This is a genomic window from Gloeothece verrucosa PCC 7822, from assembly GCF_000147335.1.
GTDB classification, from domain to species: Bacteria; Cyanobacteriota; Cyanobacteriia; order Cyanobacteriales; family Microcystaceae; genus Gloeothece; species Gloeothece verrucosa.
Genome location: NC_014501.1, coordinates 1,056,251 through 1,082,458, shown reverse-complemented (window position 1 = coordinate 1,082,458; position 26,208 = coordinate 1,056,251). Strand labels below are relative to the sequence as shown.

The 26,208-nt window shown below is 41.7% G+C and carries 19 protein-coding genes and 1 other RNA gene; 9 read left to right on the top strand and 11 right to left on the bottom strand.

All coding sequences use genetic code 11. The annotated features are described in order from the left end of the window. Positions 1–2: 2 nt before the first annotated feature. The 3 genes from CYAN7822_RS04815 to clpS all read right to left on the bottom strand — a co-directional run bounded on the left by CYAN7822_RS04815 (position 3) and on the right by clpS (position 5,444). Positions 3–3,458, bottom strand: a complete 3,456-nt coding sequence (locus tag CYAN7822_RS04815) for a CHAT domain-containing protein (RefSeq protein ID WP_013321115.1) — start codon at positions 3,456–3,458, stop codon at positions 3–5. Positions 3,459–3,806: 348 nt separating this feature from the next. Next, positions 3,807–4,658 carry a CPBP family intramembrane glutamic endopeptidase gene (locus tag CYAN7822_RS04810; protein WP_013321114.1) on the bottom strand — a complete coding sequence of 284 codons (852 nt, stop codon included), beginning with the start codon at positions 4,656–4,658 and terminating at the stop codon, positions 3,807–3,809. A gap of 486 nt (positions 4,659–5,144) precedes the next feature. Continuing rightward, entirely contained in the window at positions 5,145–5,444 is a 300-nt protein-coding gene (gene clpS, locus CYAN7822_RS04805) for an ATP-dependent Clp protease adapter ClpS (protein ID WP_013321113.1), read from the bottom strand. Positions 5,445–5,823: 379 nt separating this feature from the next. On the opposite strand from clpS, the gene fusA reads away from it, so the two are divergent. From fusA to CYAN7822_RS04780, 5 genes are all read left to right on the top strand, one after another. Beyond that, a complete protein-coding gene (fusA, locus tag CYAN7822_RS04800) occupies positions 5,824–7,872 on the top strand; it encodes an elongation factor G (RefSeq protein WP_013321112.1) in 2,049 nt (682 codons plus the stop codon). A 327-nt stretch (positions 7,873–8,199) separates the two neighbouring features. Next, positions 8,200–9,087 carry an RnfABCDGE type electron transport complex subunit D gene (locus CYAN7822_RS04795; RefSeq protein WP_041933505.1) on the top strand — a complete coding sequence of 296 codons (888 nt, stop codon included), beginning with the start codon at positions 8,200–8,202 and terminating at the stop codon, positions 9,085–9,087. A 1-nt stretch (position 9,088) separates the two neighbouring features. Further along, positions 9,089–10,429, top strand: coding sequence for a DUF2330 domain-containing protein (locus tag CYAN7822_RS04790; protein WP_013321110.1), 1,341 nt, complete (start codon positions 9,089–9,091; stop codon positions 10,427–10,429). 66 nt (positions 10,430–10,495) lie between these two features. Then, positions 10,496–11,032: a tetratricopeptide repeat protein gene (locus CYAN7822_RS04785; RefSeq protein WP_013321109.1), complete on the top strand. Its 537-nt coding sequence runs from the start codon at positions 10,496–10,498 to the stop codon at positions 11,030–11,032. A gap of 54 nt (positions 11,033–11,086) precedes the next feature. After that, on the top strand, positions 11,087–12,499 hold the full coding sequence (locus CYAN7822_RS04780) for a cytochrome P450 (protein WP_013321108.1): 1,413 nt from the start codon (positions 11,087–11,089) through the stop codon (positions 12,497–12,499). A 72-nt stretch (positions 12,500–12,571) separates the two neighbouring features. Here CYAN7822_RS04780 and aqpZ read toward each other — a convergent pair whose 3' ends face one another. Next, positions 12,572–13,336 carry an aquaporin Z gene (gene aqpZ, locus CYAN7822_RS04775; protein WP_280989616.1) on the bottom strand — a complete coding sequence of 255 codons (765 nt, stop codon included), beginning with the start codon at positions 13,334–13,336 and terminating at the stop codon, positions 12,572–12,574. 544 nt (positions 13,337–13,880) lie between these two features. Between aqpZ and dxs the strand changes: the two genes are divergently transcribed. Together dxs and CYAN7822_RS04765 are read left to right on the top strand one after the other, a co-directional pair. Then, positions 13,881–15,788, top strand: a complete 1,908-nt coding sequence (gene dxs, locus CYAN7822_RS04770) for a 1-deoxy-D-xylulose-5-phosphate synthase (RefSeq protein ID WP_013321106.1) — start codon at positions 13,881–13,883, stop codon at positions 15,786–15,788. Positions 15,789–16,052: 264 nt separating this feature from the next. Continuing rightward, positions 16,053–16,775, top strand: coding sequence for a glutamine amidotransferase (locus tag CYAN7822_RS04765; RefSeq protein ID WP_013321105.1), 723 nt, complete (start codon positions 16,053–16,055; stop codon positions 16,773–16,775). A 31-nt stretch (positions 16,776–16,806) separates the two neighbouring features. On the opposite strand, the gene CYAN7822_RS04760 is transcribed toward CYAN7822_RS04765, so the two are convergent. The 3 genes from CYAN7822_RS04760 to ffs form a co-directional block, all read right to left on the bottom strand. Next, positions 16,807–17,793, bottom strand: a complete 987-nt coding sequence (locus CYAN7822_RS04760) for a DUF928 domain-containing protein (protein ID WP_157871781.1) — start codon at positions 17,791–17,793, stop codon at positions 16,807–16,809. 60 nt (positions 17,794–17,853) lie between these two features. After that, on the bottom strand, positions 17,854–20,382 hold the full coding sequence (locus CYAN7822_RS34430; RefSeq protein WP_013321103.1) for a CHASE2 domain-containing serine/threonine-protein kinase: 2,529 nt from the start codon (positions 20,380–20,382) through the stop codon (positions 17,854–17,856). A gap of 225 nt (positions 20,383–20,607) precedes the next feature. Further along, positions 20,608–20,704, bottom strand: an RNA gene (gene ffs / locus CYAN7822_RS34870) — signal recognition particle sRNA small type. A 644-nt stretch (positions 20,705–21,348) separates the two neighbouring features. Between ffs and CYAN7822_RS04750 the strand changes: the two genes are divergently transcribed. Continuing rightward, positions 21,349–21,648 carry a hypothetical protein gene (locus tag CYAN7822_RS04750; RefSeq protein WP_013321102.1) on the top strand — a complete coding sequence of 100 codons (300 nt, stop codon included), beginning with the start codon at positions 21,349–21,351 and terminating at the stop codon, positions 21,646–21,648. 24 nt (positions 21,649–21,672) lie between these two features. On the opposite strand, the gene CYAN7822_RS04745 is transcribed toward CYAN7822_RS04750, so the two are convergent. The 4 genes from CYAN7822_RS04745 to CYAN7822_RS04730 all read right to left on the bottom strand — a co-directional run bounded on the left by CYAN7822_RS04745 (position 21,673) and on the right by CYAN7822_RS04730 (position 24,679). Further along, positions 21,673–22,005, bottom strand: coding sequence for a YbjQ family protein (locus CYAN7822_RS04745; protein WP_013321101.1), 333 nt, complete (start codon positions 22,003–22,005; stop codon positions 21,673–21,675). A 50-nt stretch (positions 22,006–22,055) separates the two neighbouring features. Beyond that, a complete protein-coding gene (locus tag CYAN7822_RS04740; protein ID WP_013321100.1) occupies positions 22,056–22,808 on the bottom strand; it encodes a DUF1995 family protein in 753 nt (250 codons plus the stop codon). A 189-nt stretch (positions 22,809–22,997) separates the two neighbouring features. Next, positions 22,998–24,179: a cysteine desulfurase family protein gene (locus CYAN7822_RS04735; protein WP_013321099.1), complete on the bottom strand. Its 1,182-nt coding sequence runs from the start codon at positions 24,177–24,179 to the stop codon at positions 22,998–23,000. A 119-nt stretch (positions 24,180–24,298) separates the two neighbouring features. After that, a complete protein-coding gene (locus CYAN7822_RS04730; RefSeq protein WP_013321098.1) occupies positions 24,299–24,679 on the bottom strand; it encodes a DUF7682 family zinc-binding protein in 381 nt (126 codons plus the stop codon). 338 nt (positions 24,680–25,017) lie between these two features. Here CYAN7822_RS04730 and psbA point away from each other — a divergent pair, with 338 nt between their 5' ends. Beyond that, positions 25,018–26,088 (top strand): photosystem II q(b) protein, encoded by a 1,071-nt coding sequence (gene psbA / locus CYAN7822_RS04725; RefSeq protein WP_013321097.1) that lies wholly within the window; start codon positions 25,018–25,020, stop codon positions 26,086–26,088. Positions 26,089–26,208 lie beyond the last annotated feature (120 nt).

Below are 26,208 nucleotides of genomic sequence, written 5' to 3'. Positions count from 1 at the left end.
AGTTATTTACCAATGGCACAAAAAGCCGCCCAATGATATGATGATTGAAAAGGGTATTCTGGGGATTGTTTTAACAGTTTATCTAGGTATTCGATTTGGGTGGCATCTAGGGAGAGTTGGTTTAGGTGTAGCCATTTTTCTAGGTCTTGTTTGCTCAGGTTTCTGATCCTGGTTTGCGCCGCATTTAAGGCTAGGGTGACAGAATTTCCTGCTCTTAATTTATTATAGAACTCGATCATTAAGAAGATGCTGGAAAGTTCGTCTACTGTCCATAAGCTACTGACTACACTCTCACTGCCGGCAAAGAGAAACCCACTCGGTAAACCGACATATTCGTCGCTGATAGTGTTTAAGTCTGTTACCCCGGTTTCGCAAGCGCAAAGGGTCACTAGACGACATTGAGGAAGGAATAAGTTGAAGATGTCTTTTAAGGAGAGAGATGAGGCGGCTAAGGCGAGTTTTGACTCTAGGGGAGAGGTAAAGTTAAATTTACCATGACAGTAAAAATGTAGGCAATGGGTGGTTAAAAGATGGGGATGGTTTGCTAGGGCGCTTTGTGTGGCGCTTTCTCGGGTTAAAAGGGTATGGGTATTAAATAAAGACTTCAGTTTGTTAACGGTTACTTCGGTAAAGTTTAGATTTTTCTCGGGGTTAGCAACCATAAATATATCGTTAAAATCTTGGTGTTGGCGCTGTTGGACTATTTGTAAGAGTTGACAACTGGGGATATAGTTTACCCCTTGAGGGAATACATCTATTAATAATGACCTAACCCCCCCTTCCCCCCTTCCCTGCGAGGAAATGGGGGTGAAATTTTCCCCTGTGTTTTCCTGACTCACTAACGAGGGTTTTGAAGTAATATTCTCCCCTCTCCTTGTAGGAGAGGGGTTGGGGGAGAGGTCTTTCCTTTCACCAACGGGTAAAGCATGAAGCGGCAACAAATGCAGAAACCAATGAGGAATAAGAATCAGTTTTTCGCATTCGGGAGGGATAAGAGAGAGTATCTCATCTAGATGGAGAATTTTAGCGAGTTGGGTTAAGCGCTTATCTAAGTCAGTTTGCCAGTCTTGAAAGTTTTCATCATAGGGAATTAAATATTCGTCAATAGTCCAATCAATTAACTTATCTCTATCTTCATTTTCAGATTGCCAGACAATAGGTTCATCCTGGTTATGGGTGATGATAAAGGCCAGGATTTTATCACCGGTAATATACCATTCTAGGATCGCGGCATGGTCATCAATCAGCGCCTTTATTTCCTCGTAGGAAATAGGTTTAGGGGCTTCTGTCAGTTTAAAGGTAGGATCTAGAGGTGTGATGCTTTCCTCGATAAATTGCTCTAACTCTTGCAACAGTTCATAAAGACGGGTACGATCTGGAGGAGAATTGGGATTTTGTCGCTCTTGACTATCTAGATGGTTTTGTTCGTTGCGGATGTCATGGCGCAGGCGATTAAGTTCTTTAATGATATCTTGGGGTATATCTCCTTTTGGTTTTCGTTGTTGGGTGGTAATCTGTTCAACGAGATTTTGAGTTTTACTGCGTTCAACATATTCTAGGGCGCTTCGCTTTTGTCCGTTGTTGAGATAGGCTTGTATGATGTTGTGATATACATTTATAGAAGCCTCCATGACTAATTGTTTCCTTTGGGGAGTCGAGGCAGAAGCGCGGCTAATAGAGAGTGCTTCTATGGCATTATTATAAGCTTCTATGGCATTTTGCCAGGCACTTTCCCTAAAGTAAAGCTTGCCTAAGTTATTGTTAGTTTGCAAACATTCTACCGGAAAAGCCGCGCGGGTATATATTTCCAGGGCATGGCGGTAACTTGAAATCGCCACTTCGATATTTTCTGCCTTCTCTCCTCGAATTCTGTCACGGTAAGCATTGCCGAGATTATTTTGAGTCATTGCCCAATCTACGGGAAAAGCCGCGCGGGTATATATTTCCAGGGCATGGCGGTAACTTGATATCGCCTCTTCGATATTTTCTGCCTTCTCTCCTCGAATTCTGTCACTGTAAGCATTGCCGAGATTATTTTGAGTCATTGCCCAATCTACGGGAAAAGCCGCGCGGGTATATATTTCCAGGGCATGGCGGTAACTTGATATCGCCTCTTCGATATTTTCTGCCTTCTCTCCTCGAATTCTGTCACTGTAAGCAGCGCCGAGATTATTTTGAGTGGTTGCCCATTGTACGGGAAAAGCCGCGCGGGTATATATTTCCAGGGCATGGCGGTAACTTGATATCGCCTCTTCGATATTTTCTGCCTTCTCTCCTCGAATTCTGTCACTGTAAGCAGCGCCGAGATTATTTTGAGTGGTTGCCCATTGTACGGGAAAAGCCGCGCGGGTTCTTATTTCCAGGGCATGGCGGTAACTTGATATCGCCTCTTCGATATTTTCTGCCTTCTCTCCTCGAATTCTGTCACTGTAAGCAGCGCCGAGATTATTTTGAGTGGTTGCCCAATCTACGGGAAAAGCGGCGCGGGTATATATTTCCAGGGCATGGCGGTAACTTGATATCGCCTCTTCGATATTTTCTGCCTTCTCTCCTCGAATTCTGTCACTGTAAGCAGCGCCGAGATTATTTTGAGTGGTTGCCCAATCTACGGGAAAAGCGGCGCGGGTATATATTTCCAGGGCATGGCGGTAACTTGATATCGCCTCTTCGATATTTTCTGCCTTCTCTCCTCGAATTCTGTCACTGTAAGCAGCGCCGAGATTATTTTGAGTGGTTGCCCAATCTACGGGAAAAGCGGCGCGGGTATATATTTCCAGGGCATGGCGGTAACTTGATATCGCCTCTTCGATATTTTCTGCCTTCTCTCCTCGAATTCTGTTACGGTAAGCATTGCCGAGATTATTTTGAGTCATTGCCCAATCTACGGGAAAAGCCGCGCGGGTATAGACTTCTAAGGCTGCCTGATAACCCTTAATAGCAATCTCTAAATTACTCTTCCTGCTACCTAAAGGAAACTGTGCTATCAGATTACCGAATTCTACAATAATGGCGGCTAACCCGTTTGCTGTTTCTGCTTCTAAACTAGGAAATAGATTAGTTGCCCATAGATAGAGAATATCTGCTAAAGTATCATCTAACTTATCGAGATGGTTTTGTAAGAAGGGATAAACAACCTCCGAATTCCCCTTACTCTCTGCAATTACTCCAAATACATCCAGCAGAAACTCTATATAATCTTGAGGGTTAAGTTTCGGTGTCTCCTCCTCGGATAACCCTAAAACTTGCATCAACACACTACCCAGATACATTAACCCCTCTGCCGCTTTTTCTTCCCCTTGTTCTGCTAAACTCTGTGCTATCCTGGCGACAGTTTCCAGTAACCCCACATCTAATAACTCTGGGTTAGCGCTGAGTATTTGCCCGAATTCTTCCTCATCTTGACAGTTTAACAGGGCTTCGATGAGGGTAATATAAGCTTCGCGGCGTTCATCATTCATAGATTCATCAAGCTAGGGGAGCTATTTCTATTTTGCCTAAATTTTCCCGAAAATCAAGCGGCTATCGCTTTTTTTAATAAAAGCCCTACAGCCTGAAGGGTTCCGCTATACGAACGGAGCAATCCTTTGCGGGCTTGCTTAATCCGTTTATAATTTAGTAAGTTATTATTTTGTAGGTTTAGTTAAAAAATAAAACTAATACTAATTTTTCATCATGCTTCAGATAAATTATCCCCCCAACCCCCCTGATTAAGGGGGGCTAAATATTAACAATGATCTGAAAAACCTTAAAACAGATTAATATAATTTAGCCTGCGTAGGCAGGCTTTGCTCGTGTAGCCGCACCCTTCAGGGTGTAGGCGCTTTAAACCTTTTAATGTTCGCCTTTCCTCTCATAATTCCTGCCAACAAACTCAAAAAACCTAAGCCCATAATTCCCGCAATAGGATTACCATCTATCCCCGTAAACCCGGGAGAAACCGTACCGGTATAGACGATTAACTTTCCTACTTTAAGGATATAATAGCCCCAAACTAAACCCCAATGTAACCCAATATTTAACCCCATCCGACCCGAACAAGACCATTTCGCCCACACTAAAGTTAATCCTAATATGACCAAGGCGGGAAACTGCGGCAAGGTGCGAATAATTTCCGCTAAAGGCTTAATAAAATGCAATGAAGCAAACAAAATTGCATTACTCCAGAGAGCAATACTCGGTTTATAATCTCGTTGTAATTCGTCTAAAATCCAGCCTCTAAATAATAACTCTTCAGCAAAACCAATCCCTAACCCAACGAGTAACCCCTCTATCACAATGCGCCAAAAATTAACCGAAGGTTCTTGAAACTTTACCCATCCTAAAACGGCTTCGATAACAAATAAACTAAGAGTAAATAATAACCCGATGCTTAACCCATTTAATAACTCAATAGCCGTTGGGCGGCTTCTAACTAACCCATAAAGCTTTAAACCTTCTGAATTTTGATGAACTTGTTTACTCCAATACCGCAGCAAAAATATAAATTCTAGATACAGTAATACTAGGGTTAAGGTAGAGGTTAAATTGGGATTAGAGGAATTTAAAATTAAATAGATAGGAATAGCAACCGGCAGCCAAACCAACAATAAACCCAGAAGAAACAGCACTATTCTTAAAGGTGCGGCATAATTTTTAAGAGATTTTTTAAATAGAAACATTATTAATTAAATAGGTGGTTGTCTTCAAAGTTAATACTATTTTTCCTTAGTCGTGCAATTAACCCCACTCTTACTTTCCCCTTGATAAGGCAGGGTTGTTTCATTGTACAACCAAAATGGTAGACCTCACCCCCTAACCCCTTCTCCTACGAGGCAGGGCTATTTCATTCTCTCAAACGCCCTAACCCTGAAGGGTTGGGCTACACGAACAAAGCCCACCTGCGCGGGCTATTCGAAGAATTATGAGCCTTTTAGCCGGGAGCAGGCTTGGTTCGTAGAGCTAGCGGCTTCAGCCTGTGAGCGTTTCAAAAGAATGAAATAGCCCTGCCTACGAGGAGAGGGGGTGAGGTCATACCATTTTTGCCACTAATATGAAACAGCCTGCCCTTAATAAGTGGGGAAGATAAAAAGATAATTTAAAAATTAGGCAATTATTCCCCCTCTCCTGGGGTTTAAGGAGAAAGGGCGTAAACTTAAATGTAAAAGTTACTCGTCCGGTTCAATTGTACTGGTTAGACCATGAGCTTTTAAAGTTTCACAATAAAACTCTGCGTGTTCTAGAGTACAGGTGATCACTAGAGCCATGCCATTGGTGTGAGCTTCCATCATTATATTAACCGCTTGGGGTTGAGTCATCCCGGCAACCGTCTTCATCAAGGTTTGTACCACGTATTCCATAGAGTTAAAATCATCGTTATGGAGTAAGACGCGGTAACGGGGTGCAGGTTTACGAACAGTTGAAGTTGAACTTTTCTCTATGACTTGCGTGGACGTGGACGTAGACACCGTGTTCCTCCTATTGTGGGTTATTCAGTCGCCTTAGAGAGATCATCATTTTATATGATAATAAAAACTTTCTTAAATTAAACGCCCCTAGATGACTTCCTTGTTGCCACCTTAAAATCCGAACTTGGGGAAATTTCTTTTGCCTGCAATTGTTGTGTAAAAGACAGTTTAATACACTTGTTCTATACCCCTCAAGGAATGGGTTTAACTTTTCTTAAAATAACTGATAAAATTCACGTTAAACTAGGAATTAAAAATTAATTGTTATCATTAAAGTTAAGATTTATGATGAGTCTCCTTAAAGACTTTTAACGGTAAGATATAATCGCAATACTAAGAAAAAACTGTGCATAAACTGTGCGCTAGGGGATATAAAAAGATGATAACTCCTCGCCAAAAAGTTCGTAATATAGGAATTTCTGCCCACATCGATGCCGGCAAAACCACCATCTCAGAAAGAATCCTCTTTTATACCGGTAAAATTCACAAAATCGCCGAGGTGAAAGGAGAGGGAGATGGCGCAACAATGGATTATATGGAATTAGAAAAAGAAAAAGGTATTACCATCACCTCAGCCGCTATTACTTGTTATTGGAAAGACACACAAATTAACCTAATTGATACCCCTGGCCACGTCGATTTCACCATAGAAGTAGAGCGCTCACTGCGGGTATTAGATGGAGGAATTATGGTACTCTGTGGAGTAGCCGGAGTCCAATCTCAATCTATCACCGTTGACCGGCAAATGAAGCGTTACCGAGTGCCGCGCATCGCCTTTATCAACAAACTGGATCGCCTCGGTGCCAACCCCTCACGAGTCATCGAAGCCATGAGAGAAAAACTCGGATTAACGCCGCTAGTTCTCCATTATCCCATCGGTTTAGAGGATCAATTTGAAGGGGTGATCGACTTAATCGAAATGCAAGCGAATTATTATGAAGGAGAACATGGGGAAATTGTCGTCACTAAACCTATTCCCGACTCATTAATAGAAGAAGCCAAAACCGCCCGAGAAAAACTCCTCGATCAAGTCTCTTTAATCTCCGAAGAGATGACCGAAAAATTACTCCAAGAAGAAGAAATATCTCAACAATTACTCTATGAAACCATTCGCCAAGGAACCCTTAACCTAGAATTTGTTCCCGTATTAATGGGAACCGCCCTCAAAAATAAAGGCATCCAAAACTTACTCGAGGCAGTGGAATTATATTTACCTTCTCCCCTAGAAAGAGAAGCCATTAAAGCAACAGATATCACCACAGAAGATGAGGAGATCATTTATCCTGAAGAATCAGACCCAATGGTCGCTTTAGCTTTTAAACTTATTGATGATGAATATGGACAATTAACCTATTGCCGCATTTATCGAGGAACCCTCCATAAAAGTGATCGCCTCTTCAATAGCCGCACTCAAAAACCTGTGCGAGTTAACCGACTGGTAAGAATAGAAGTGGATAAGCGGCAGGAATTAGAACAAGCAGAAGTGGGGGAAATCGTCGGCTTAATTGGGGTAGACTGCGCTTCAGGAGATACCCTTTGTTCCAATGGCACTAAACTCTCCCTAGAAGGAATATACACACCCGAACCCGTGATGACATTAGCCATCACCCCTAAAAGTCAAGAAGATATAGACCGTATTTCTAAAGCCTTACATCGTTTCACCCGAGAAGATCCCACGCTTCATGTTAGCACCGATCCAGAATCCAATAAAACCCTCATTTCTGGCATGGGAGAATTGCATCTCGATATTTATTTAGAAAGAATGAAACGGGAATATCATGCAGAGGTTTATGTGGGAAACCCTGCTGTGGCTTATCGAGAAACTATTAGTAAAGCCGCTCATTTTGACCATACTTTTGTGAGACAGATCGGCAATTCTTTGCATTTTGCTCATGTTATTGGACGCATTGAACCCTGTAAAGACTCTTTTGTTTATAAAAATCGGGTGAAAAATAATAGCATCCCAAAACAGTTTATGAGTGCTTGTGAAGAAGGATTTAGAGATGCTGTCAAAACCGGCTGGTTAAAAGGGTATCCTATTGTTGGGGTAAAAATTGTTTTAGAAGGCGGTTCTTTTCATCCTTTAGAATCATCAGAAACGGCTTTTCGAATTGCGGCGATGGAAGGTTTTGAACAGGGATTTTCGGCGGCTAACCCTGTGATTCTGGAACCGATGATGTTATTAGAAGTGGAAACGCCTTCGGAATTTATGGGACGTATTCAGGGGAAATTAATCTCTCGCCGCGCTTTGTTGTTGGGAACAGAAACCCGCGATCACGATTCGGTTATTCGCGCAGAAGTGCCGCTATCAGAGATGTTTGGTTATTCCACTGAGTTGAGGTCTTTGTCTCAAGGAATGGCTACTTTTTCGATGGAGTTTGCCCAATATCGACCACTGCCGGATAGTTTGGTTGAGGTGATTCGTTAGTTTTTTTGTTTCGCGCAAAGACGCAAAGTATAGCAGAAGTCAGGAGTCCCCAAGTCAGAAGTCAGAAGGGAAAAGCTTATTGCTATTAGGTTTGAAGTTTAAAAGATGTCCTAAGCACAGGAGCGGTTGCTATATATTTTAGCCCGCGCAGGCGGGCTTTGTTCGCCTAGCCCCACCCTTCAGGGTGCGGGGACCGGGGCCTGTGCCTGTGCCTGTGCCGGGGCAGGATATTTAATGAAAATATTTTGTTACATAGCCGCTAATTGGGTTATTCGGTGATTATGATAGCATTTATTGATCAGTTGAGGGGTAGAGATGGAGAGAAAAATGCTGTTTCGAGATGCAAGAGATTATCAAATCCTTTTTCTTTCTTTGTTCCTATTTTTGGGGCTTAGTAGTCGAGATTGGACTGTTCGAATAGATTTAATGTTAGTGGTGATTTCGAGTTGTTTGTTGACTCAGGTACTGTTGTCTTTTCTGGTGAATTCTGCCACCGATAAAATAGAGATTTATTCCCCGATCAATTCTCCTCAAAATCTATTATTTCAACGTTTTAACTGGATGGATTTCCCTTGGCGTAGTGCCCTAATTACGGGGTTAGGACTTTGTTTATTGTTGCGGGCTAATAATTATCAAACAATGGCTTTAGCGGGCTGTTTAGCTATCGCTAGTAAGTTTTTATTTCGCTTTCGCGGTAAACATTTTTTTAACCCGGCTAATTTTGGCATTATTGCGGCTTTAATTTTTACTCCTGATGCTTGGGTATCGCCTGGACAATGGGGAACGGACTGGTGGTATTTACTACTATTTTTAGGGGCGGGCGGTATTGTCCTTAAAAAGGTTGGGCGATGGGATACCTCGGCGGCTTTTTTATTGGCTTATGTAGCATTAGAAATTATTCGTAATGCTTGGTTAGGTTGGAGTTGGGATGTCTTACTTCATCAGTTGACCAGTGGGAGTTTATTGCTATTTGCTCTGTTTATGTTAACTGATCCTCGCTCAATTCCTAATGCCACAGCGAGCCGCTTAATTTGGGCAGTGACTGTTGCGGTATTAACTTTTATTCTGCAACATTTTTTCTATCTTACTACTGCGATCTTCTGGGCATTATTTATCCTTTCTCCTCTCACTCTCCTTTTAGATTATCTTTGGTCAGCCCCTAGATTTACTTGGCAAAAGCCTAGTCTTAAATATCATTTAACTACCGGGATATAATATGAAACTTTTTAAACTTTTTATCACCCTAATTTTTACGGTTTTTTGCTTGACAATTATCCCAAAATATGCTTTAGCTTTTTGTGGGTTTTATGTGGGAAAAGCCGATACAAGTCTTTATAATAAAGCCTCTCAAGTCATTATTGCTCGTGAGGGAAATCGAACGGTTTTAACCATGTCTAATGATTACCAGGGAGAAGTCAAAGACTTTGCCTTAGTGGTTCCCGTGCCTGTGGTTTTAAAACAAGAACAAGTGAAGGTGAGAGAGGCTAAAATTCTGGAGAGATTAGATGCTTTTAGTTCCCCTAGATTAGTGGAATATTTTGATGATAATCCTTGTGAACCCCGACGACAATATGATAAAATACCTGCCCCATCTTCCGCCCCCTTGCAAGAAAGCGCCGGCAGCGCTAGAAGAGATAATGCTTTAGGGGTAACCGTAGAAGAAAAATTTTCCGTTGGGGAATATGATATCCTTATTCTCAGTGCAAAAGAATCCGATGGTTTAGAAATTTGGCTGCGAGAAAATGGCTATAAAATTCCTAAAGGTGCTAGTCAAACCTTACAGCCTTATATTAAACAAAAACTGAAATTTTTTGTTGCTAAAGTGAATCTAGAAGAGTTTGATAAAACCGGTTTTCAATCTCTTCGCCCTCTACAAATGGCTTATGAATCTCCTAAATTTATGTTACCCATTCGTTTAGGAATGATTAATTCTCAAGGGGAACAAGATTTAATTGTTTATCTTCTCTCTCCCAAAGGACAAATCGAATTAACCAACTACCGGACTGTTAAAATTCCTTCTGATGCCAATATTCCTGAGTTTGTGCAAAAAGAATTTGCCCCTTTTTACAAATCCCTATTTCAAAGAAGCTATGAAAGAGAGAATAAAAAAGTCGCTTTTCTAGAATATGCTTGGAATATGGCTAATTGTGACCCTTGTTCGGCTGACCCCTTGAACCCAGAAGAATTAAAACAAGCAGGTGTATTTTGGCTGCCGGATAATTCTTGGGGCAATGTCTTTATTACCCGTCTTCATGTACGCTATACTCGGGATAAATTTCCCGAAGACTTACAGTTTCAAGAAACCGGCAATCAGCAATTTTTCCAAGGACGCTATGTCATGACTCATCCTTATAGAGCAGAAATGAATTGTAGTGCGGCGCAAACTTATCAAACTTCTGTCCGTAAAAGACAAGAGGAAGAGGCAAAAACTCTAGCCAATTTAACCGGCTGGAATATTAATGAAATTCGCAAAAAAATAGATTTTGTCACAATTGAACAAGTTCCTTGGTGGCGAAAACTATCAGAATTGTGTACCAATATTTTTAAAAAAGTCTAAAATTCCCGCGTTACTAACGCATCCGACAAACCTAAATTTTAACAAGAGTTTGAACCATCGGCTTTTATGAAAGCTAAACTAACTTTAATTTATTTGTTGATTGGCTTCAGTTTTTTTCCGGTTTTAGCAGAAAAATCTGCCGGAGCAATGACTGAAAATAAGTTAATTGCTCAAGGGAGTTCTAGTGAGATAGAAATGCTTAACGAACGAATCAATAATAACCCTAATGATGCTGAGGCTTTTCAAAAAAGAGGAGCCATTTATGCTTACAACGAAGATTATCAAAAAGCCCTAGAAGATTATAACGAAGCTCTGAATTTAGACCCGAATAATGCGCTTAGTTATAATTATCGAGGCACGGCTTATTATTGGCTCTTAAATTACCAACAAGCCTTAGCAGATTATAATCAAGCCATTCGTCTCAATCCGGATTTAGCTGTAGCTTATTATAATCGGGGTTATGTACATCAAAAGTTAAAAGATATACCGAGTGCTATCAATGACTTTCAACAAGGCGCTGATCTTTCTTTAAAGCAAGGAGATACCCAGTCTTATCAAGAAGCATTAGAAATGATTAAAAATTTACAGAATGGCAAAATCTAGCCGGATTGCTATAGTAAAGTTACGGCTGACTATCTGAGATTATCTAGTAAATTCATGACTAATCAACTTCTTAATAACTTTTTGCTTTTAGAAGAAGGGCAAACCCCACCATCAGAAACAACTCTCCCTCCTAGACAACCTCAATGGTTTGATACCTTTAGCTATATAGCCGATCCCGATCAATTCTGCCGCCAAAATCTAGCTAAATATGGCCCGATTTTTAAAACCGGTGTTTTTGGTGAAACAACAGTTTTTGTGGGTTCTGCTAAAGTCAATCAAATGGCCTTTAATGGAGATCAGCACTACACAGAAATTGCCTTACCCCCAACCACTATGGATATGTTTGGGCAATATAGTCTTTTCCAACGGACTGATTTACATCGCTCCCGTAAGAGCGCTTTAAGTCCAGCGTTTACAGGAAAAATGTTAGAGGGTTATCTTCCTCTGATTAATCAGGTTGTTTTAGAGGGAATTCAATCCTGGAAAACTACGGATTTATTGAGCGTTTTTCCAGCCGTAGAAAAGATTTGTTTTGATGTGCTAGTTCCTTTATTACTAGGAGTTGATTTAAATCAAAAAGATAGTTTGAAAGGACTGCCTATCTCTTCTAAAACTGAACTAAAAGCTTTATATAAAACTTTTTTTGACGGTTTTTATGGCTTAGTAAAATGGAAATCTCCTCTAACGGTTTATGGTAGAGGATATCAAGCCAGAGAAAAGTTATTAGACTTTATGGGGTCAGTCATACAGCAGCGACGCGCTCAAGGAGAAGTGATTAACTCTCAGGCAGATTTTCTCTCCATGATGTTAGCTGGCCAAGAGGAAAATCCTACAGGAGTTTTTCAGGATATCTTCATTAAAAACCAGTGTCTTTTGCAATTATGGGCCTCCCATTATGAAATTTGCGGTTTGGTATCTTCTTTAATCTATCAAATCGGACGACACCCCGAAGTTAAAAAGCGGCTTGTTCAAGAACAAATAGAGGTTATGGGGGAACAAACCTCAGATAAAATGATCACCTCTCAACAGTTAAAAGCAATGGTTTTTTTAGAGGCAACTATCAAAGAAACCCTAAGAACGTTATCTCCCTCTTCCACAGTTAACCGAAGATTGACAAAATCAGTTGTCCTTGACGGAGTTCTTTATCAAAAAGGTTGGGTCTTAATAGCTGAACAGAGAATTGCCCATATCCTACCAGAACATTTTAAGCAACCGGACGTTTTTGATCCAGAACGTTTTCTATCTCCTCGTAATGAAGGAAAGATGTATGAGTTTATTGCCTTTGGCGGTGGTGTACACGCCTGTTTAGGGGCACAGTTGGCAATGCTGATTACTAAAGTCTTTGCTTGTTATCTACTGCAATTATTAAATTGGGAAGTCACACAAGCCGCTTCTTTTGTTCAGTTTCCTCTGAAAAGGCTCAAAAGTAATTATCAAATTCCCATTCATTCCCGAGCAACAGCCTAATTTCTTTAGAGTTGGACTTCACTGGGGTGCAAAGCTCGTGTTCCCCACTAAGCCCAACTCCTCATCTAAAGCTTAAGAAATGCGTTCTAATTCTTGTTGTGTGGTTATCTCTTTTGGTTCAGCAAACACCGCCTCATACAACCATCCTGCTAATAAAGCGCCTACTATCGGGGCAACCCAAAATAGCCACAGTTGAGCAATATGTTCTGTGCCTGCAAATAAAGCCACGCCGCTACTCCGAGCAGGGTTTACAGAGGTATTGGTAACCGGAATACTAATTAAGTGAATTAACGTTAATCCTAACCCGATGGCAATAGGCGCAAAACCCACAGGCGCTCTGCGGTCCGTTGACCCTAAAATGATCATTAAGAACATAAAACTCATGATCACTTCAGTAATTAGGCAAGCAAATAAATTGTAGCCGCCTGGAGAATGCTCGCCATAGCCATTAGTTGCCAGAGGATTAGAGCCAGAAAGCGCAAAACCTGTCTTTCCACTGGCAATTAGATAAATGATCAAACCTGCCCCAATTGCCCCTAAAACCTGAGCAATTATATAAGGTAGGAGTTGAGAACCTTGAAAACGCTTACCTGCCCACAAACCAAAGGAAACCGCAGGATTAAAGTGGCCACCCGAAATATGTCCAACGGCAAAAGCCATCGTCAACACGGTTAAACCAAACGCAAAAGCAACTCCTAAAAAACCTAGCCCAAGTTGATTGTTATTGCCATCAGGAATAGCCGCAGCCAGGACAGCACTACCACAGCCACCAAGAACTAACCAGAAAGTCCCAATGAACTCTGCAATGTACTTTTTCATAAAGTTATTTTTTGACAAGTCTAGTTAAATTATTATAATTATAGTTATTAAAGGTTTCTTAGCCACTGATAATTGTTTAAGTTAGATTAAGAATTTATTAGAAAAATGAAATGGAATTTAGCAAAAACTAAAGCGAATGACAAAAAAACCATTGGGTAGCCGCTCAAATCAAAAATAGCCGCTTCAAATTATTACTCAATCAATACTCAGCCCTGAAATAGATCCAAGCATAGACAAGGCTTGAAAAATTCCCTTTAAACTTCGACTCAATGCGGATTGAACTGATAAGTCGGCTCAAATCTATCTATTGTCCCAGCAGGAAGCGTAAAAAAGTCGATTCATACAGTCTATAAAATCCAATTTTATTTTACTTGTGACTTGAGAAGGTTGACACATGACTTATTTTAGTCAAAACCTAGGGCGAACAACAAGTCGTGGGCACGGCGAAAAAGGTGATCGATCTCGGCAATAATGTAACAAGTTTTCTTTTTATTCCAACTAAGGGGTTGAAATCCTTTAAAGTGTGATATTAGGGTTTCAAAGCACGAGAGAACATGACAATATGCATCTAAGTGAAATTACTCATCCCAATCAACTACATGGTTTATCGATTCGCCAATTAGAAGACGTTGCCCGTCAAATACGAGAAAAGCATTTACAAACTGTTGCTACCAGTGGGGGACATTTGGGCCCAGGTTTAGGGGTGGTGGAACTGACGATCGCCCTCTATCAAACCCTAGATTTAGACAGAGATAAAGTGATTTGGGACGTAGGTCACCAAGCCTATCCCCATAAAATGCTCACAGGGCGCTACAATCGCTTCCATACCCTACGACAAAAAGATGGTATTGCCGGTTATCTCAAGCGCTGTGAAAGCAAATTTGATCACTTTGGGGCGGGACACGCTTCCACAAGTATTTCTGCTGCCCTAGGGATGGCTTTAGCCAGAGATGCAAAAGGAGAAGATTTCAAAGTTGTCGCTATCATTGGAGATGGTGCTTTAACCGGAGGCATGGCCCTAGAAGCGATCAACCATGCCGGTCATTTACCACACACTAATTTAATGGTGGTTTTAAATGATAATGAAATGTCTATTTCTCCCAATGTAGGGGCAATTTCTCGTTATTTGAACAAAGTTCGTCTCAGTGATCCGGTTCAATTCCTTTCTGATAATTTAGAAGAACAATTTAAACATCTTCCTTTCTTTGGTGATGTTACCCCAGAAATGGATCGTTTAAAAGAAGGGATGAAACGCCTTGCTGTTCCCAAGGTGGGCGCGGTTATTGAAGAACTAGGCTTTAAATATTTTGGACCGATAGACGGTCATAATCTACGAGAATTAATAGATACCTTTAAACAAGCGCATAAAGTTCATGGTCCGGTCTTCGTTCATGTGTCTACCACTAAAGGAAAAGGCTACGAACTGGCCGAAAAAGACCAAGTGGGCTATCATGCTCAAAGTCCCTTTAACCTAGCGACGGGTAAACCGGTTCCCTCGAGTAAACCTAAGCCGCCAGGTTATTCTAAAGTGTTTGCCCATACTTTAACCACTCTGGCTCAAAATAATCCTAAAATTATTGGTATTACCGCCGCCATGGCCACAGGCACCGGTTTAGACAAACTTCAGCAAAAACTGCCCAAACAGTATATTGATGTGGGTATTGCTGAACAACACGCTGTTACCCTTGCAGCCGGCTTAGCTTGTGAAGGAATGCGCCCAGTGGTAGCGATTTATTCTACCTTCCTGCAACGGGCCTATGACCAAATTATTCATGATGTGTGCATTCAAAACCTTCCCGTTTTCTTCTGTATGGACCGGGCGGGAATTGTGGGCGCAGATGGACCCACTCATCAGGGAATGTATGATATCGCCTATTTGCGATGTATCCCTAATCTCGTCATTATGGCCCCCAAAGATGAGGCTGAGTTACAACAGATGATCGTCACCGGCATCAATTATACTGATGGCCCTATCGCTATGCGTTATCCTCGGGGTAATGGTTTGGGTGTTCCTCTAATGGAAGAAGGATGGGAGAGTTTGCCCATTGGTAAAGGCGAAATTCTCCGCAATGGGGATGATCTTCTTTTGCTCGGATATGGCACGATGGTTAACACGGCGATGCAAGTGGCTGAAATTTTGAGCGAACATGGTATAGAGGCATCGGTGGTTAATGCTCGTTTTGTTAAGCCTTTGGATACCGAGTTAATTTTACCTTTGGCACAACAAACAGGTAAAGTAGTCACCTTGGAAGAAGGCTGTTTGATGGGAGGTTTTGGTTCTGCTGTGGCTGAGGCATTATTAGATAATAATGTTTTGGTGCCGGTTAAGCGCTTTGGCATACCGGATCAGTTAGTGGATCATGCTAAACCGGATCAGTCTTTTGCGGATCTCGGTTTAACCAGTTCTCAAATTGCCCAAGAGGTTCTCAAAAGCTTCTTTTCTAGTAAAGAGCCTTCTGTTGTCAGTTAGTTGGATAAGTTAGTTAGAATATAGGGGTGGCTTGTCCACCCTGTCCTTTCAGTCTCCTCGAAAAATTTATGCTTTGGTTCTTTTTTAATTCTTTTCAGATAAGTTTCAAACTCTTACCCTTTACTAATGAGTGAAACCCGGCAAAAGGGACTTAGCTGAGTCCAAGACCTCTACACAAGCTGAAAAGCATTTAAATGGGATCATTTCTCAAGTTAAAAGCCTATTATTTATAGGTTTGTTCATTTGGAATTTTCAAGGGCGATCATGACTAAACCAATTTTAATTATCAAAACAGGAAAAACTTTAACTTCTATTCCTGCTGAAAAAGGAGATTTTGAAGACTGGATTATTTCAAAGATGGGCATTAGCCGCCAAGAAACTATCATTGCTGAAGTTTACAAGACATTTGCTTTACCTAACTTCGATGAAATCTCAGGAGTGGTGATTACTGGCTCGAGTTCAATGGTGACAGACCATCATGATTGGAGTGAAAAAACAGCAGCCTGGTTAGTGGATGCCGTCCGACAAGAATTGCCGATTTTAGGCATTTGCTATGGACATCAATTGTTAGCTTATGCTTTAGGCGGAGAAGTGGGGAAAAATCCCAAGGGGTGCGAATTTGGAACGGTGGATATTGATTTAGATGAAAAGGCGGCTCAGGACCCTCTTTTAAGAGGACTTCCTAGCACCATTAAAGCTCATATTTGTCATCAACAATCTGTTTTAAAACTTCCTGATCATGCCATTGTACTCGCCTCTAGTGAGAAAGATCCTTACCAAGCTTTTAAAATTGGCGAAGTCGTTTGGGGAGTTCAATTTCATCCAGAATTTGATCCAGAAATTTCTCGGGAATATATTAATTTTGACCGCGAAAACCTGATCAAAGAACAACAAGACCCAGACAAATTAATTGAGCAAATAACAGATACCCCCTACAGTAATACAATTCTTAAGCGGTTTTTCAAGGTCATCCAAGGAGATAGTTAAGGCTCATTAACAAAAGCCACTGATTTAATATCTACTTTTCCTCTCTGGCAAGTATTGGGGCATTAGCAATATTTTCAAAGCCGATCATCTTTAAAAGATTGCTCCAATCAGCCCTTAAACTGGTATCAGTAGGATTTTCGGCTCGCAAAGCCGCCAAGGTGGCCATTGCATCATACCACACCCCAGCTTGGGCTAAGATGGCGGGATAGTCTTCCACTGAAGCCTTTTCTAGCTGACTGGCTAATTGAGGATTATTGGTAGATAGTCTTTGAATATTGCCGGTAGCTGCAATGAACATTTGACGGCTACAGTAAACTCTAATTTCCCATTGATACTCTTTTCCTTCCTCAAAAGCTCCCATTTCAGGCGGCAGAGTCACGCTCATCACTCCCGCATTTTGATTATTACTGATAAATTGATAAGTTTGGTAACTATCTGCTTCGACGGGACGTACTTTTAACTCAAGACGTTCGGCCTGAGTTTTTAATTCCGGCATATACCAGAAAAAAGTCGGATGATCCTGTAAGGTATAACCAAAATTCGTAACCGGTAATAAAACTCTTAAATTATCATTCGGATTACTCCTACATTCTTGTTTAGGGTCGCCTCGCCTCGCCCCCATGCGGCTACTCCCTGTGCGTCTTATGGTGGGAAGATTAAACGTTTGTACAGATTGTCTTGTGGGCGGTTTTTGAGCCGTTTTGGAGGGTTTTGTGCCCGATGTCGGTTGACTCAAATTAATAACTTGGCCGACTCCGATTAAATCAGGATTATTGCGTAAACTCGGATTAAATGAGAGCAATTGTTGCAGGGTTAGACCATTGTTATAAGCAATCCCTAAAAGCGTATCTCCTAATTTAACTTTATAAGTACGGGCGGCTTGAGCAATAAAATTATCTGAATAATTTGAAGTTGGGGGGAATGTTTGAAAAGCAAAAGATGGATCAACAACGCTCTCTAGTAACAAACTAACAGCAAATGCGGACACTCCAAGAGCCAAAAATATTTTATTCATCATTTTGATCCCCCTTGCAATTATAGGTTATATATAAAACTACACCTGGCAAAATACTAATTCCTAAAAGCTTCCGGATGCTTGTTGTAGAGCTTTCTCTAATTCGTCCACATTGGCAAAGCGATCCTCAGCCGATTTTTCTAGACACTTCATCACTACCGCTTCTATTTCTGGGGAGATATTTTCACAGCCCGGCTGACTTCTTAAAGGTTGTGGTTTTTTGCTGATATGACTACTGATCCAATAACCTTGTGTATTTTGATGACCTTGGATGTTATAGGGGTTTGTTCCACTGAGCATTTCATACATTAATACCCCCAGACTATAAATATCGGTTTTATGATTTATTCTAGCATCTCCTAAACATTGTTCAGGGGAGGCATAGCGGTAGGTTCCGATAAAAGCACCCATCGCTGTTAGAGTACGGGTTATTTGTGGATTAGTGTCATCCCGTACAATTTTAGCAATACCAAAATCGAGGATTTTGACGATTTCTCCTAGGGCTGTATGAGGGATTAAATAAATGTTATCGGGTTTAAGGTCGCGGTGAGCAATACCCATTTGATGGGCTTCTTTGAGTCCCGCGCAAATTTGCCGGATAATGGGAATAGCTTGTTGTATTGATAATTTTCCCACTGTTTCTAAACGTTGAGTTAGGGTTGTTCCCTGTAAATATTCCATCACATAAAAGGGCGCTCCCTTAAAGGGTGAAGCTTCTGGGGTTAGGCCAAAATCGTTAATTTTAACGATATTCATGCTGCTAAAAGCCGCCATAAATTCAGCTTCTCTTTGAAAACGTCGAATTAAATTATCGTTATCTGAAGATGAATAGGTAGTCATAACTTTGATGGCTACGGGGCGATCGCCGAGTCGGGTATCAGAAGCGAGATAAACTTGTCCCATCCCTCCTCCTCCTAGGTGCCTATCAATGCGATAGCGTCCTCCTTCGCCGAGTCGTTGTCCAAGATAAGGATCTTCTCTAACAAATTCTCGCCTAGGTGCTGTGGGTGTTGATGGGGGTTGAGAGGGTTGAATCAGAGGCTTTTTATCGGCGACAGATTCAGGCGTTGATTGAGCATTAGTCCAAGGATGATCGCTGCTTGAAGGACGCGGTTGGGGAACAGAGGGTTCTACTAGGGTTGGCGAGGAATAGTCATAAGCCGGTGTGGAGGGTTCTACTAGGGTTGGGGGGGGATAGTTATATGCCGGTGTGGAGGGTTCTACTAGGGTTGGGGGGGGATAGTTATATGCCGGTGTGGAGGGTTCTACTGGAGTTTGTTGGTATTTTGCTGAGTCAGGAGTGGAGGGATAGTCTAGCGGTTTTTCGGATAAGGATGCCAATTTGAGTTGAGGTAGGGTTCTCACCGCCAGTGCAGAAGTGATTAAGGTGACTAGAGAGGGAATGAGCGGAACCCATCCCTGTTGGGTGAAAAGGATAAAATTTGTCCCTAACAAGAGCATGATGGCTCCCCCTTGGATCAGATAAAACTGCCAAAGCGGACGAATTTGCCAGGCGATCACGCCGCCGGCTAGTCCCCAGGTGGCTAACCACAACCATTCGACGGGTTCAGGAAAATACCAAATCGGTGAGCGTTTGTCTAATACATTGGATAAAACCTGATTGATCACTTCAGCATGAATTAAAACCCCTGGAATCATGCCATAAGGCGTTAAATGCACATCGTCTTTGGTAGTATAGCCAATTAATACGATTTTATCTCTAATTTGTTCGGGTTGAATCTCTCCATCGAGGACTTTACTCAAAGAAATTGTCTCAACAGGATTAGATAAGCGATAATCCAGGATAATTTGATATAAACTCGGGTCTAGATTTCGATAGGCGGCTGCGCTTTGAGTGGGGGGTTTAAAGACCATTTCACCGAGTTTAAAAAAACCTTCTGGTGTTTGTTTTAGGGTGATGTTTTCTTGTTGTAGATACCTCATTGAGGTTAGAAAACCGAGGGAAAATGGGACTAAACAACCGGCTTTGCTGGTGTCGTTAATCAGATTTTTGTCCTGACTTTTTTGAGGCGCATTAGCCAGAGGTACACTAGAAATCGGCACACGACGGATGACTTGATCAGCATCTACTTCGATGTTAGCAAAACCCACTGAACTATCAAGATCTAAAATCGGTGGTGGATCAATCCCTTGAGGTTGTTCTGGAGAGGGTAATTGACAAGTCATAATGATGGGTTTAATTTTTCCGGCTAGCGGTTCATAGACACTATTAAGATAGTCAATGAGTGCTTGTCGTCCTTCTCCAATGGGAACATCTCGAATAATATCCACCCCTATCACTCTTGGTTGGTATTTTTCTAAGCTTTGTAACACCTCGGTTAGCACTTGATCAGATACTTTATCGCTGTTCAGCTTCTTGAGGGCGCTATCATCAATGGCCACTAATACTATTCGGGGGTCAGGTTCCGGTTGACTGCGGAGTTTAACTAGCTGATCGTAGTTCCATAGTTCAATGCCTTGAAATACTCCTGCATGGCGCAAGCCGGCTATTATCCCTGATACTAGCAGACTCACAAGGATGACTAGAGGCAGTTTCTGGAAACGTAAATACCAGGAAGGATGGACAGACATTAGCGGCTGTTGGCAAAAAGATAGTGCATCTTCTCCTATTATGTTCCCCTTAGCACTCTTGTTGCAAAAATATAAGGTAATCTTTAATTGCTGTGATTGGGCACTTTAAAATCAACAAATTTCTCTGGCCTTGGCAGCTATTCTTGAGGGATTTTTTGACAAAATTGGCGGTTATTTTCTCTCTTACGCCAGGCTCGAGAATTTTTCGGCTACCTCTAAATGCCAAAAGACCCGGAGTTCACGCCTACTACAAGCATCCCGTATTGCTGCTACCTTCCGGTCCTGACAAGGTTTGGGCGTTGTAGTTGCGTAAGTCCGAGTCATTTATAAGCATAACATGATTTTAGGAAAATTTAAAATTTTTTTATCGTTAAGGTTTTTTGCCATTGTTGCGCTCTCTACTCACATCTTGCAGCAGTTCGAGATCTACGCTTTCTTGGGCAATGGGCAATAGACTTCTTACAGAAGTCGGGAAAAGGGGAATGGGCAATGGGCAATGGGGCCCGGTCGAGTAAAGGATAAAATAGCCTTTAACCTTTCCCCTTTAACCTTTCCCCTTTAACCCTTCCCCTTTAACCTTTCCCCGATTTGACAAGGTTTTAAATAAATTGGTGCAAGATCTGAGTCTAGGGTTAGCCATTTCCCAAGAGCCAAATCTAAGCTGATTAAGTTAAAACTTGGTAAATTTTTGGGAAAATCCTTTGATCACTTGTCCTCAAACCCTGGAAAACTGAAGAGATTAATCGTTAAAAATAACTAATATCTCAAGGCATTTGTTGCAAAATAATAACAAACCTTTAAAAGTGAGTAACAAGGTGAAGCCAAACTTAATCAAAAGTGTTATTTTAGAAAAGAAAGGGATTGATCGTTACTAAGAGCAAAGATTAAAAAAATGTTTATATCTTTTCTATTCTGCCCAATAGATGACCCGAGAAACGATCATCCGGCTTATGTTTTGAGGATACTATGAACCATCCATATTCATTTTCAGATTGCACTAGCACCAATCTAGAGAAAATAGCTCTTCAGCGTTTCCGCACTCGAGTCAACTTTTTACCGAAAGATTGTCGCGTTTTTCGAGAACCTTGGGACTGTTCGACGGTATTATGTCTAGATTTTGCCGGTTGTCCTGAAGATCTCATGGAAGTGAAAGCACAAGATGCTGGCTTAGTGAGTGCGGCTGAAGAACTGGGGTTAGCCAATGGGATTATTTTCCGCATCGGCAACAAATTTATGGGATGGAGTGGGGCTACGGCGGCTAAATAAATTGTCCTTTTACAGTGTCAACTCTTAACGGTTGCTTAATTTGACGGCGGTTCCACTAGCAGTAATCAACAATAGCACGCCTCTTTCATCTATATTAATACTTCCTGTATCTATCTCTATACCAATAACGGCATCCGCTCCCAATTTTCGGGCCCGTTGTTCTAATTCAGCTAAGGCACTTTGATGTCCTTTTTGAAAAACTTCTTCATAGCTGCCGGTTCGACCCCCGATGAAATCTCGAATACCCGCAAAAAAATCTCTCAAGGCGTTAGAACCATAGACGACTTCTGCGGTCACGATCCCGAGATAGGCTGTGATGGTAGCTCCTTGAATAACATCAGTGGTGGTTAAGATCATTGCTATTACGCGCAAACGAACTAAAGGCTACTTCTTGGCTGATTAATCTATTACTGACTTAAAGCTTTGAGAAAGCGTTGCATATTAGCCAGTAAGCCCGATTTTTTGGGTTGAGCCACGTTAGCCATCTGAGGACTTGCGGGGTCTATTTCTGCGGTAGCACGAGCAATTATTAACTCTAAAGCTTCTCCCATCGGTTTTTGAGATTCTTCGGCAATCAATTCATAGCCTTGTTCTTTTTCTAGCCAAACTTGCCAAAGTCCAGGATAAGAACGCACAACGGCGGCTCCTTCTAGAGGTCTAAAATAATAACACGATTCTAGGGTACTTAAAAAATTGTCTCGCAGTTGACGCGCCGTATAACCAATGCCCACAATAGAAACATCTTCTAACTGAGGAATTAAAAGCAGCACAGGTCTTTGTTCGGCAATTTCACAGAGTTTAGCCACAGATTGTATTTCGATGGAGGCAGGACAGACCACCAAAAAAGCCTCATCTTCGGGAGTGACTTTCATTTCTACAGGGATAAAGCGGCTTCCCAAGTCACTAATTTTAAAAGGGGTTTCGCCCCAATCTCGTCGCGCTAAAGCGGCTGCACCGGTATCGGGAAAAAGCACTTTTAAACCTGAGCCATATTGTTCAAACAATGACGTAAATTCGAGAGCAAGACCTTGAGCTTCTAGAGCAATTTCAGGAATAACTAATTCGACTTGTAAGCGACCTAATCCAGCTTCTAGAGCAATTTGAGTCGCTTCTTTGGCTTTGACAACAGCTTCTTCTAAACTAGCAGGGACTTGAGTCATAAATAATTATTAATGTTTTCTGCAAAAATTTGGCTCAATCTGGGAAAATTATATCATGATCGGTCACGGCTTTAAGTTGTTCATTAAGATTAGGCAAGCACTAGGATTACTCAATACAAAAGAAAGCGATCCAGATATTATTTATTCGCTACGAGCCAGATTGAAAAAGATATTTAATCTTTAGTTTAATTAACCTCTGCTGGTGACTAATCGAGGCATTAAACGGTCTAGGATTTGTTTAAGCACCATCGCTGTCCAATCAATATCAGCCTGGGTGGTTTCTCTTCCCAAGGTTAAGCGAATTCCCTTGACGGCTTGGGTATCAGTGTAGCCCATCGCTAATAAAATCGGGCTAGGGCTAACTTTTCCACTATGACAAGCCGCACCGGAGCTAATGCCAATACCGGCTAAATTTAATTGACGGACTAGCGTTTTACCGGTGAGGGTTTCTTTTTTTTCTGCTTGGAAGGGATCACTAACTAAATAACTGACATGATGAGGTAAGCGATGTAATCGATCTCCGGTGGGGGTAAGATAAGGACAATCGGCTAATTGATCAAAAAGGCGGTCGCGCAGACTCATTAAGCGAGGATTTTCTCGGTTAATTTCTTCGGCGGCTAATTGAGCGGCTAAACCCAAACCGGCAAGGATGGGTACAGCTTGAGTACCTGAACGTAGGCCTTTTTCTTGTCCTCCACCTGCTAACAGAGGAATTAAGTCTATGCCTGGACGAACATATAAAGCGCCTGCTCCTTGAGGCCCATAAAATTTATGACTCGACAAGGATAAAAGGTCGACGGGGAGTCTTTGGACATCTATGGGGAGTCGTCCGGCCACTTGTACGGCATCAGTATGAAAAAGAACCCCGTTAGCGCGGGCAATTAATCCTAATTCTTCAATGGGTTGAAGGGTTCCCACTTCACTTTGCCCGTAAATAACCGAGATTAAAACCGTGTTGTGTTGGATAGCGGCTTTTAAATCTTGTGGATTAATTCTACCGTGACGGTCCACTCTGAGGCGGGTTATTTGCCATCCCCTTTGTTCAAGAAGTCTACAAGGTTCGGCGATGGCGGAATGTTCGACGCTAGAGATAATGATATGTTGAGGGGTGATGTACTGTCTGGCTACTCCGGCAATGGCTAAATTATCTGCTTCAGTTCCTCCTGAAGTAAAAATAATTGACTCAGGGTTAGCAGCATTAATTAAACTGGCAACTTGAACTCTAGCGGTTTCCATCAAGGTTGCCGCTCGTTGTCCCCAACTATGTAAACTAGAAGGGTTGCCCCAGCCTTCGGCGAGGACTTGTTGCATGATGGTGATCACCTCTGGGCGAGGGGGGGTTGTGGCACTGTAGTCTAGATAAATTTGCATTAATTTATAGTTGTGGCAGAGTTCCTCAGTCAAGTTGATTAAGCTATACTCACTCTAGCAATTAATGTTTCACATCTAACAGACATTCTTTTTTTAACCTTTATTTAATAACTTTAGTGCTAACTGCCTGGCTTACAGACGTTATAATCTTCGTGGGAGATAACGGCTTCTGGTACCAAAAAATTGCCATAATCTCGGCATAACAAGCGATAATGACGTGTAACGGGAATGCTAATAATAAAGCGGTCATGACGAAGACGTTTACCGTGAAACTCCCGATAGTTTTTCTGATTTTGGAGTCCTTGAATAATTTCCCTGGCTTTGAGTACCACATTTTTCGGTAAAGCTCTAAGATCAATAGGATCGGTGGCAAAAGTCGATTCCCAGGCATTTTTCTCTTGTTTTTTTTGGTTTTGTTCTGCCTGCTGCTGGGCGCATTTATGACATATTTGTCCATATCCCTTGTGACCACAGGGAAAATTCTTCTTTCTTCTCGACATAAAACTAGCTCGACGATCAGGAGTGAGGTTGTCATAACCTTAAAAAAAGCAATTTTAGACTTTCTTCTTATTTCATAGCGCAATTGAAAGAAGAAACTCTCTTACTGCTGATAAACTTATATATTCAGCATACAAGCTTAGATTGTTACTCACCAAGCCAGAGAGGCTCACTTTGATTTTTCAACCCCCCTGTTAACGGCGAGGTCTTCATAAGATAATTTTATACTTAACATAAATAAATATTTTGTGATAAATCTTTACAAAACTTAAAAAAGCTTTTAAGATATAATCAGATTATACAATCTGTACCTTGATAATTTCATAGAAATCATAGCCATATGACAACTACTTTACAGCAACGCGAAAGCGTTTCCGTATGGGAACAGTTCTGTCAGTGGATCACCAGCACCAACAACCGTTTATACATCGGTTGGTTCGGTGTGATCATGATCCCCACCCTGCTGACAGCTACCACTTGCTTCATCATCGCCTTCATCGCCGCTCCCCCTGTGGACATTGATGGAATTCGTGAACCCGTAGCTGGTTCTTTACTGTATGGAAACAACATCATCTCTGGTGCAGTTGTTCCTTCTTCCAACGCTATCGGTTTACACTTCTATCCCATCTGGGAAGCCGCTTCTTTAGATGAGTGGCTGTACAATGGTGGCCCTTACCAGTTAGTAGTATTCCACTTCTTACTCGGAGTGTTCTGCTACATGGGTCGTCAGTGGGAATTAAGCTATCGTTTAGGGATGCGTCCCTGGATCTGTGTAGCTTACTCTGCACCCGTATCCGCAGCTACCGCAGTATTCTTAATCTACCCCATCGGACAAGGTTCCTTCTCTGATGGTATGCCTTTAGGAATCTCTGGTACTTTCAACTTCATGTTCGTATTCCAAGCAGAACACAACATCTTAATGCACCCCTTCCATATGTTGGGAGTAGCTGGTGTATTCGGTGGAAGCTTGTTCTCTGCAATGCACGGAAGCTTAGTAACCTCTTCTTTAGTTCGTGAAACAACTGAAGTAGAATCTCAAAACTATGGTTACAAGTTCGGACAAGAAGAAGAAACCTACAACATCGTAGCGGCTCACGGATACTTCGGACGTTTAATCTTCCAATATGCGTCCTTCAACAACAGCCGTAGCTTACACTTCTTCCTCGGTGCATGGCCTGTAATCGGTATTTGGTTCACCGCAATGGGAATCTCTACCATGGCCTTCAACCTCAACGGATTCAACTTCAACCAGTCTATTCTCGACTCACAAGGTCGTGTAATCAGCACCTGGGCTGATGTATTAAACCGCGCTAACTTAGGTTTCGAAGTAATGCACGAGCGCAACGCTCACAACTTCCCCTTAGACTTAGCGTCTGCTGAACCCGTCGTTGCTCCTAGCATCAATGGCTAAGGTTTCTAACAACTAAATAGTTACTGAAAAACGTCCTCTGCAATATGGGGGCGTTTTTTGGTTTTTGGGGTGTGTATAATTACAGTGCTTTACTGGCCGGCAATAATAAAAAGATCCCCC

What these genes read in the sequence shown, in the direction of transcription:
- CYAN7822_RS04735 (WP_013321099.1), bottom strand. Translation starts at nt 24,179, where the DNA reads ATGCAAATTTATCTAGACTACAGTGCCACAACCCCCCCTCGCCCAGAG.
- CYAN7822_RS04740 (WP_013321100.1), bottom strand. Translation starts at nt 22,808, where the DNA reads ATGACTCAAGTCCCTGCTAGTTTAGAAGAAGCTGTTGTCAAAGCCAAA.
- CYAN7822_RS04750 (WP_013321102.1), top strand. Translation starts at nt 21,349, where the DNA reads ATGAACCATCCATATTCATTTTCAGATTGCACTAGCACCAATCTAGAG.
- CYAN7822_RS04785 (WP_013321109.1), top strand. Translation starts at nt 10,496, where the DNA reads ATGAAAGCTAAACTAACTTTAATTTATTTGTTGATTGGCTTCAGTTTT.
- psbA (WP_013321097.1), top strand. Translation starts at nt 25,018, where the DNA reads ATGACAACTACTTTACAGCAACGCGAAAGCGTTTCCGTATGGGAACAG.
- CYAN7822_RS04795 (WP_041933505.1), top strand. Translation starts at nt 8,200, where the DNA reads ATGCTGTTTCGAGATGCAAGAGATTATCAAATCCTTTTTCTTTCTTTG.
- CYAN7822_RS04745 (WP_013321101.1), bottom strand. Translation starts at nt 22,005, where the DNA reads ATGATCTTAACCACCACTGATGTTATTCAAGGAGCTACCATCACAGCC.
- CYAN7822_RS04810 (WP_013321114.1), bottom strand. Translation starts at nt 4,658, where the DNA reads ATGTTTCTATTTAAAAAATCTCTTAAAAATTATGCCGCACCTTTAAGA.
- CYAN7822_RS34430 (WP_013321103.1), bottom strand. Translation starts at nt 20,382, where the DNA reads ATGTCTGTCCATCCTTCCTGGTATTTACGTTTCCAGAAACTGCCTCTA.
- CYAN7822_RS04815 (WP_013321115.1), bottom strand. Translation starts at nt 3,458, where the DNA reads ATGAATGATGAACGCCGCGAAGCTTATATTACCCTCATCGAAGCCCTG.
- CYAN7822_RS04760 (WP_157871781.1), bottom strand. Translation starts at nt 17,793, where the DNA reads ATGATGAATAAAATATTTTTGGCTCTTGGAGTGTCCGCATTTGCTGTT.
- CYAN7822_RS04780 (WP_013321108.1), top strand. Translation starts at nt 11,087, where the DNA reads ATGACTAATCAACTTCTTAATAACTTTTTGCTTTTAGAAGAAGGGCAA.
- dxs (WP_013321106.1), top strand. Translation starts at nt 13,881, where the DNA reads ATGCATCTAAGTGAAATTACTCATCCCAATCAACTACATGGTTTATCG.
- fusA (WP_013321112.1), top strand. Translation starts at nt 5,824, where the DNA reads ATGATAACTCCTCGCCAAAAAGTTCGTAATATAGGAATTTCTGCCCAC.
- CYAN7822_RS04765 (WP_013321105.1), top strand. Translation starts at nt 16,053, where the DNA reads ATGACTAAACCAATTTTAATTATCAAAACAGGAAAAACTTTAACTTCT.
- CYAN7822_RS04730 (WP_013321098.1), bottom strand. Translation starts at nt 24,679, where the DNA reads ATGTCGAGAAGAAAGAAGAATTTTCCCTGTGGTCACAAGGGATATGGA.
- CYAN7822_RS04790 (WP_013321110.1), top strand. Translation starts at nt 9,089, where the DNA reads ATGAAACTTTTTAAACTTTTTATCACCCTAATTTTTACGGTTTTTTGC.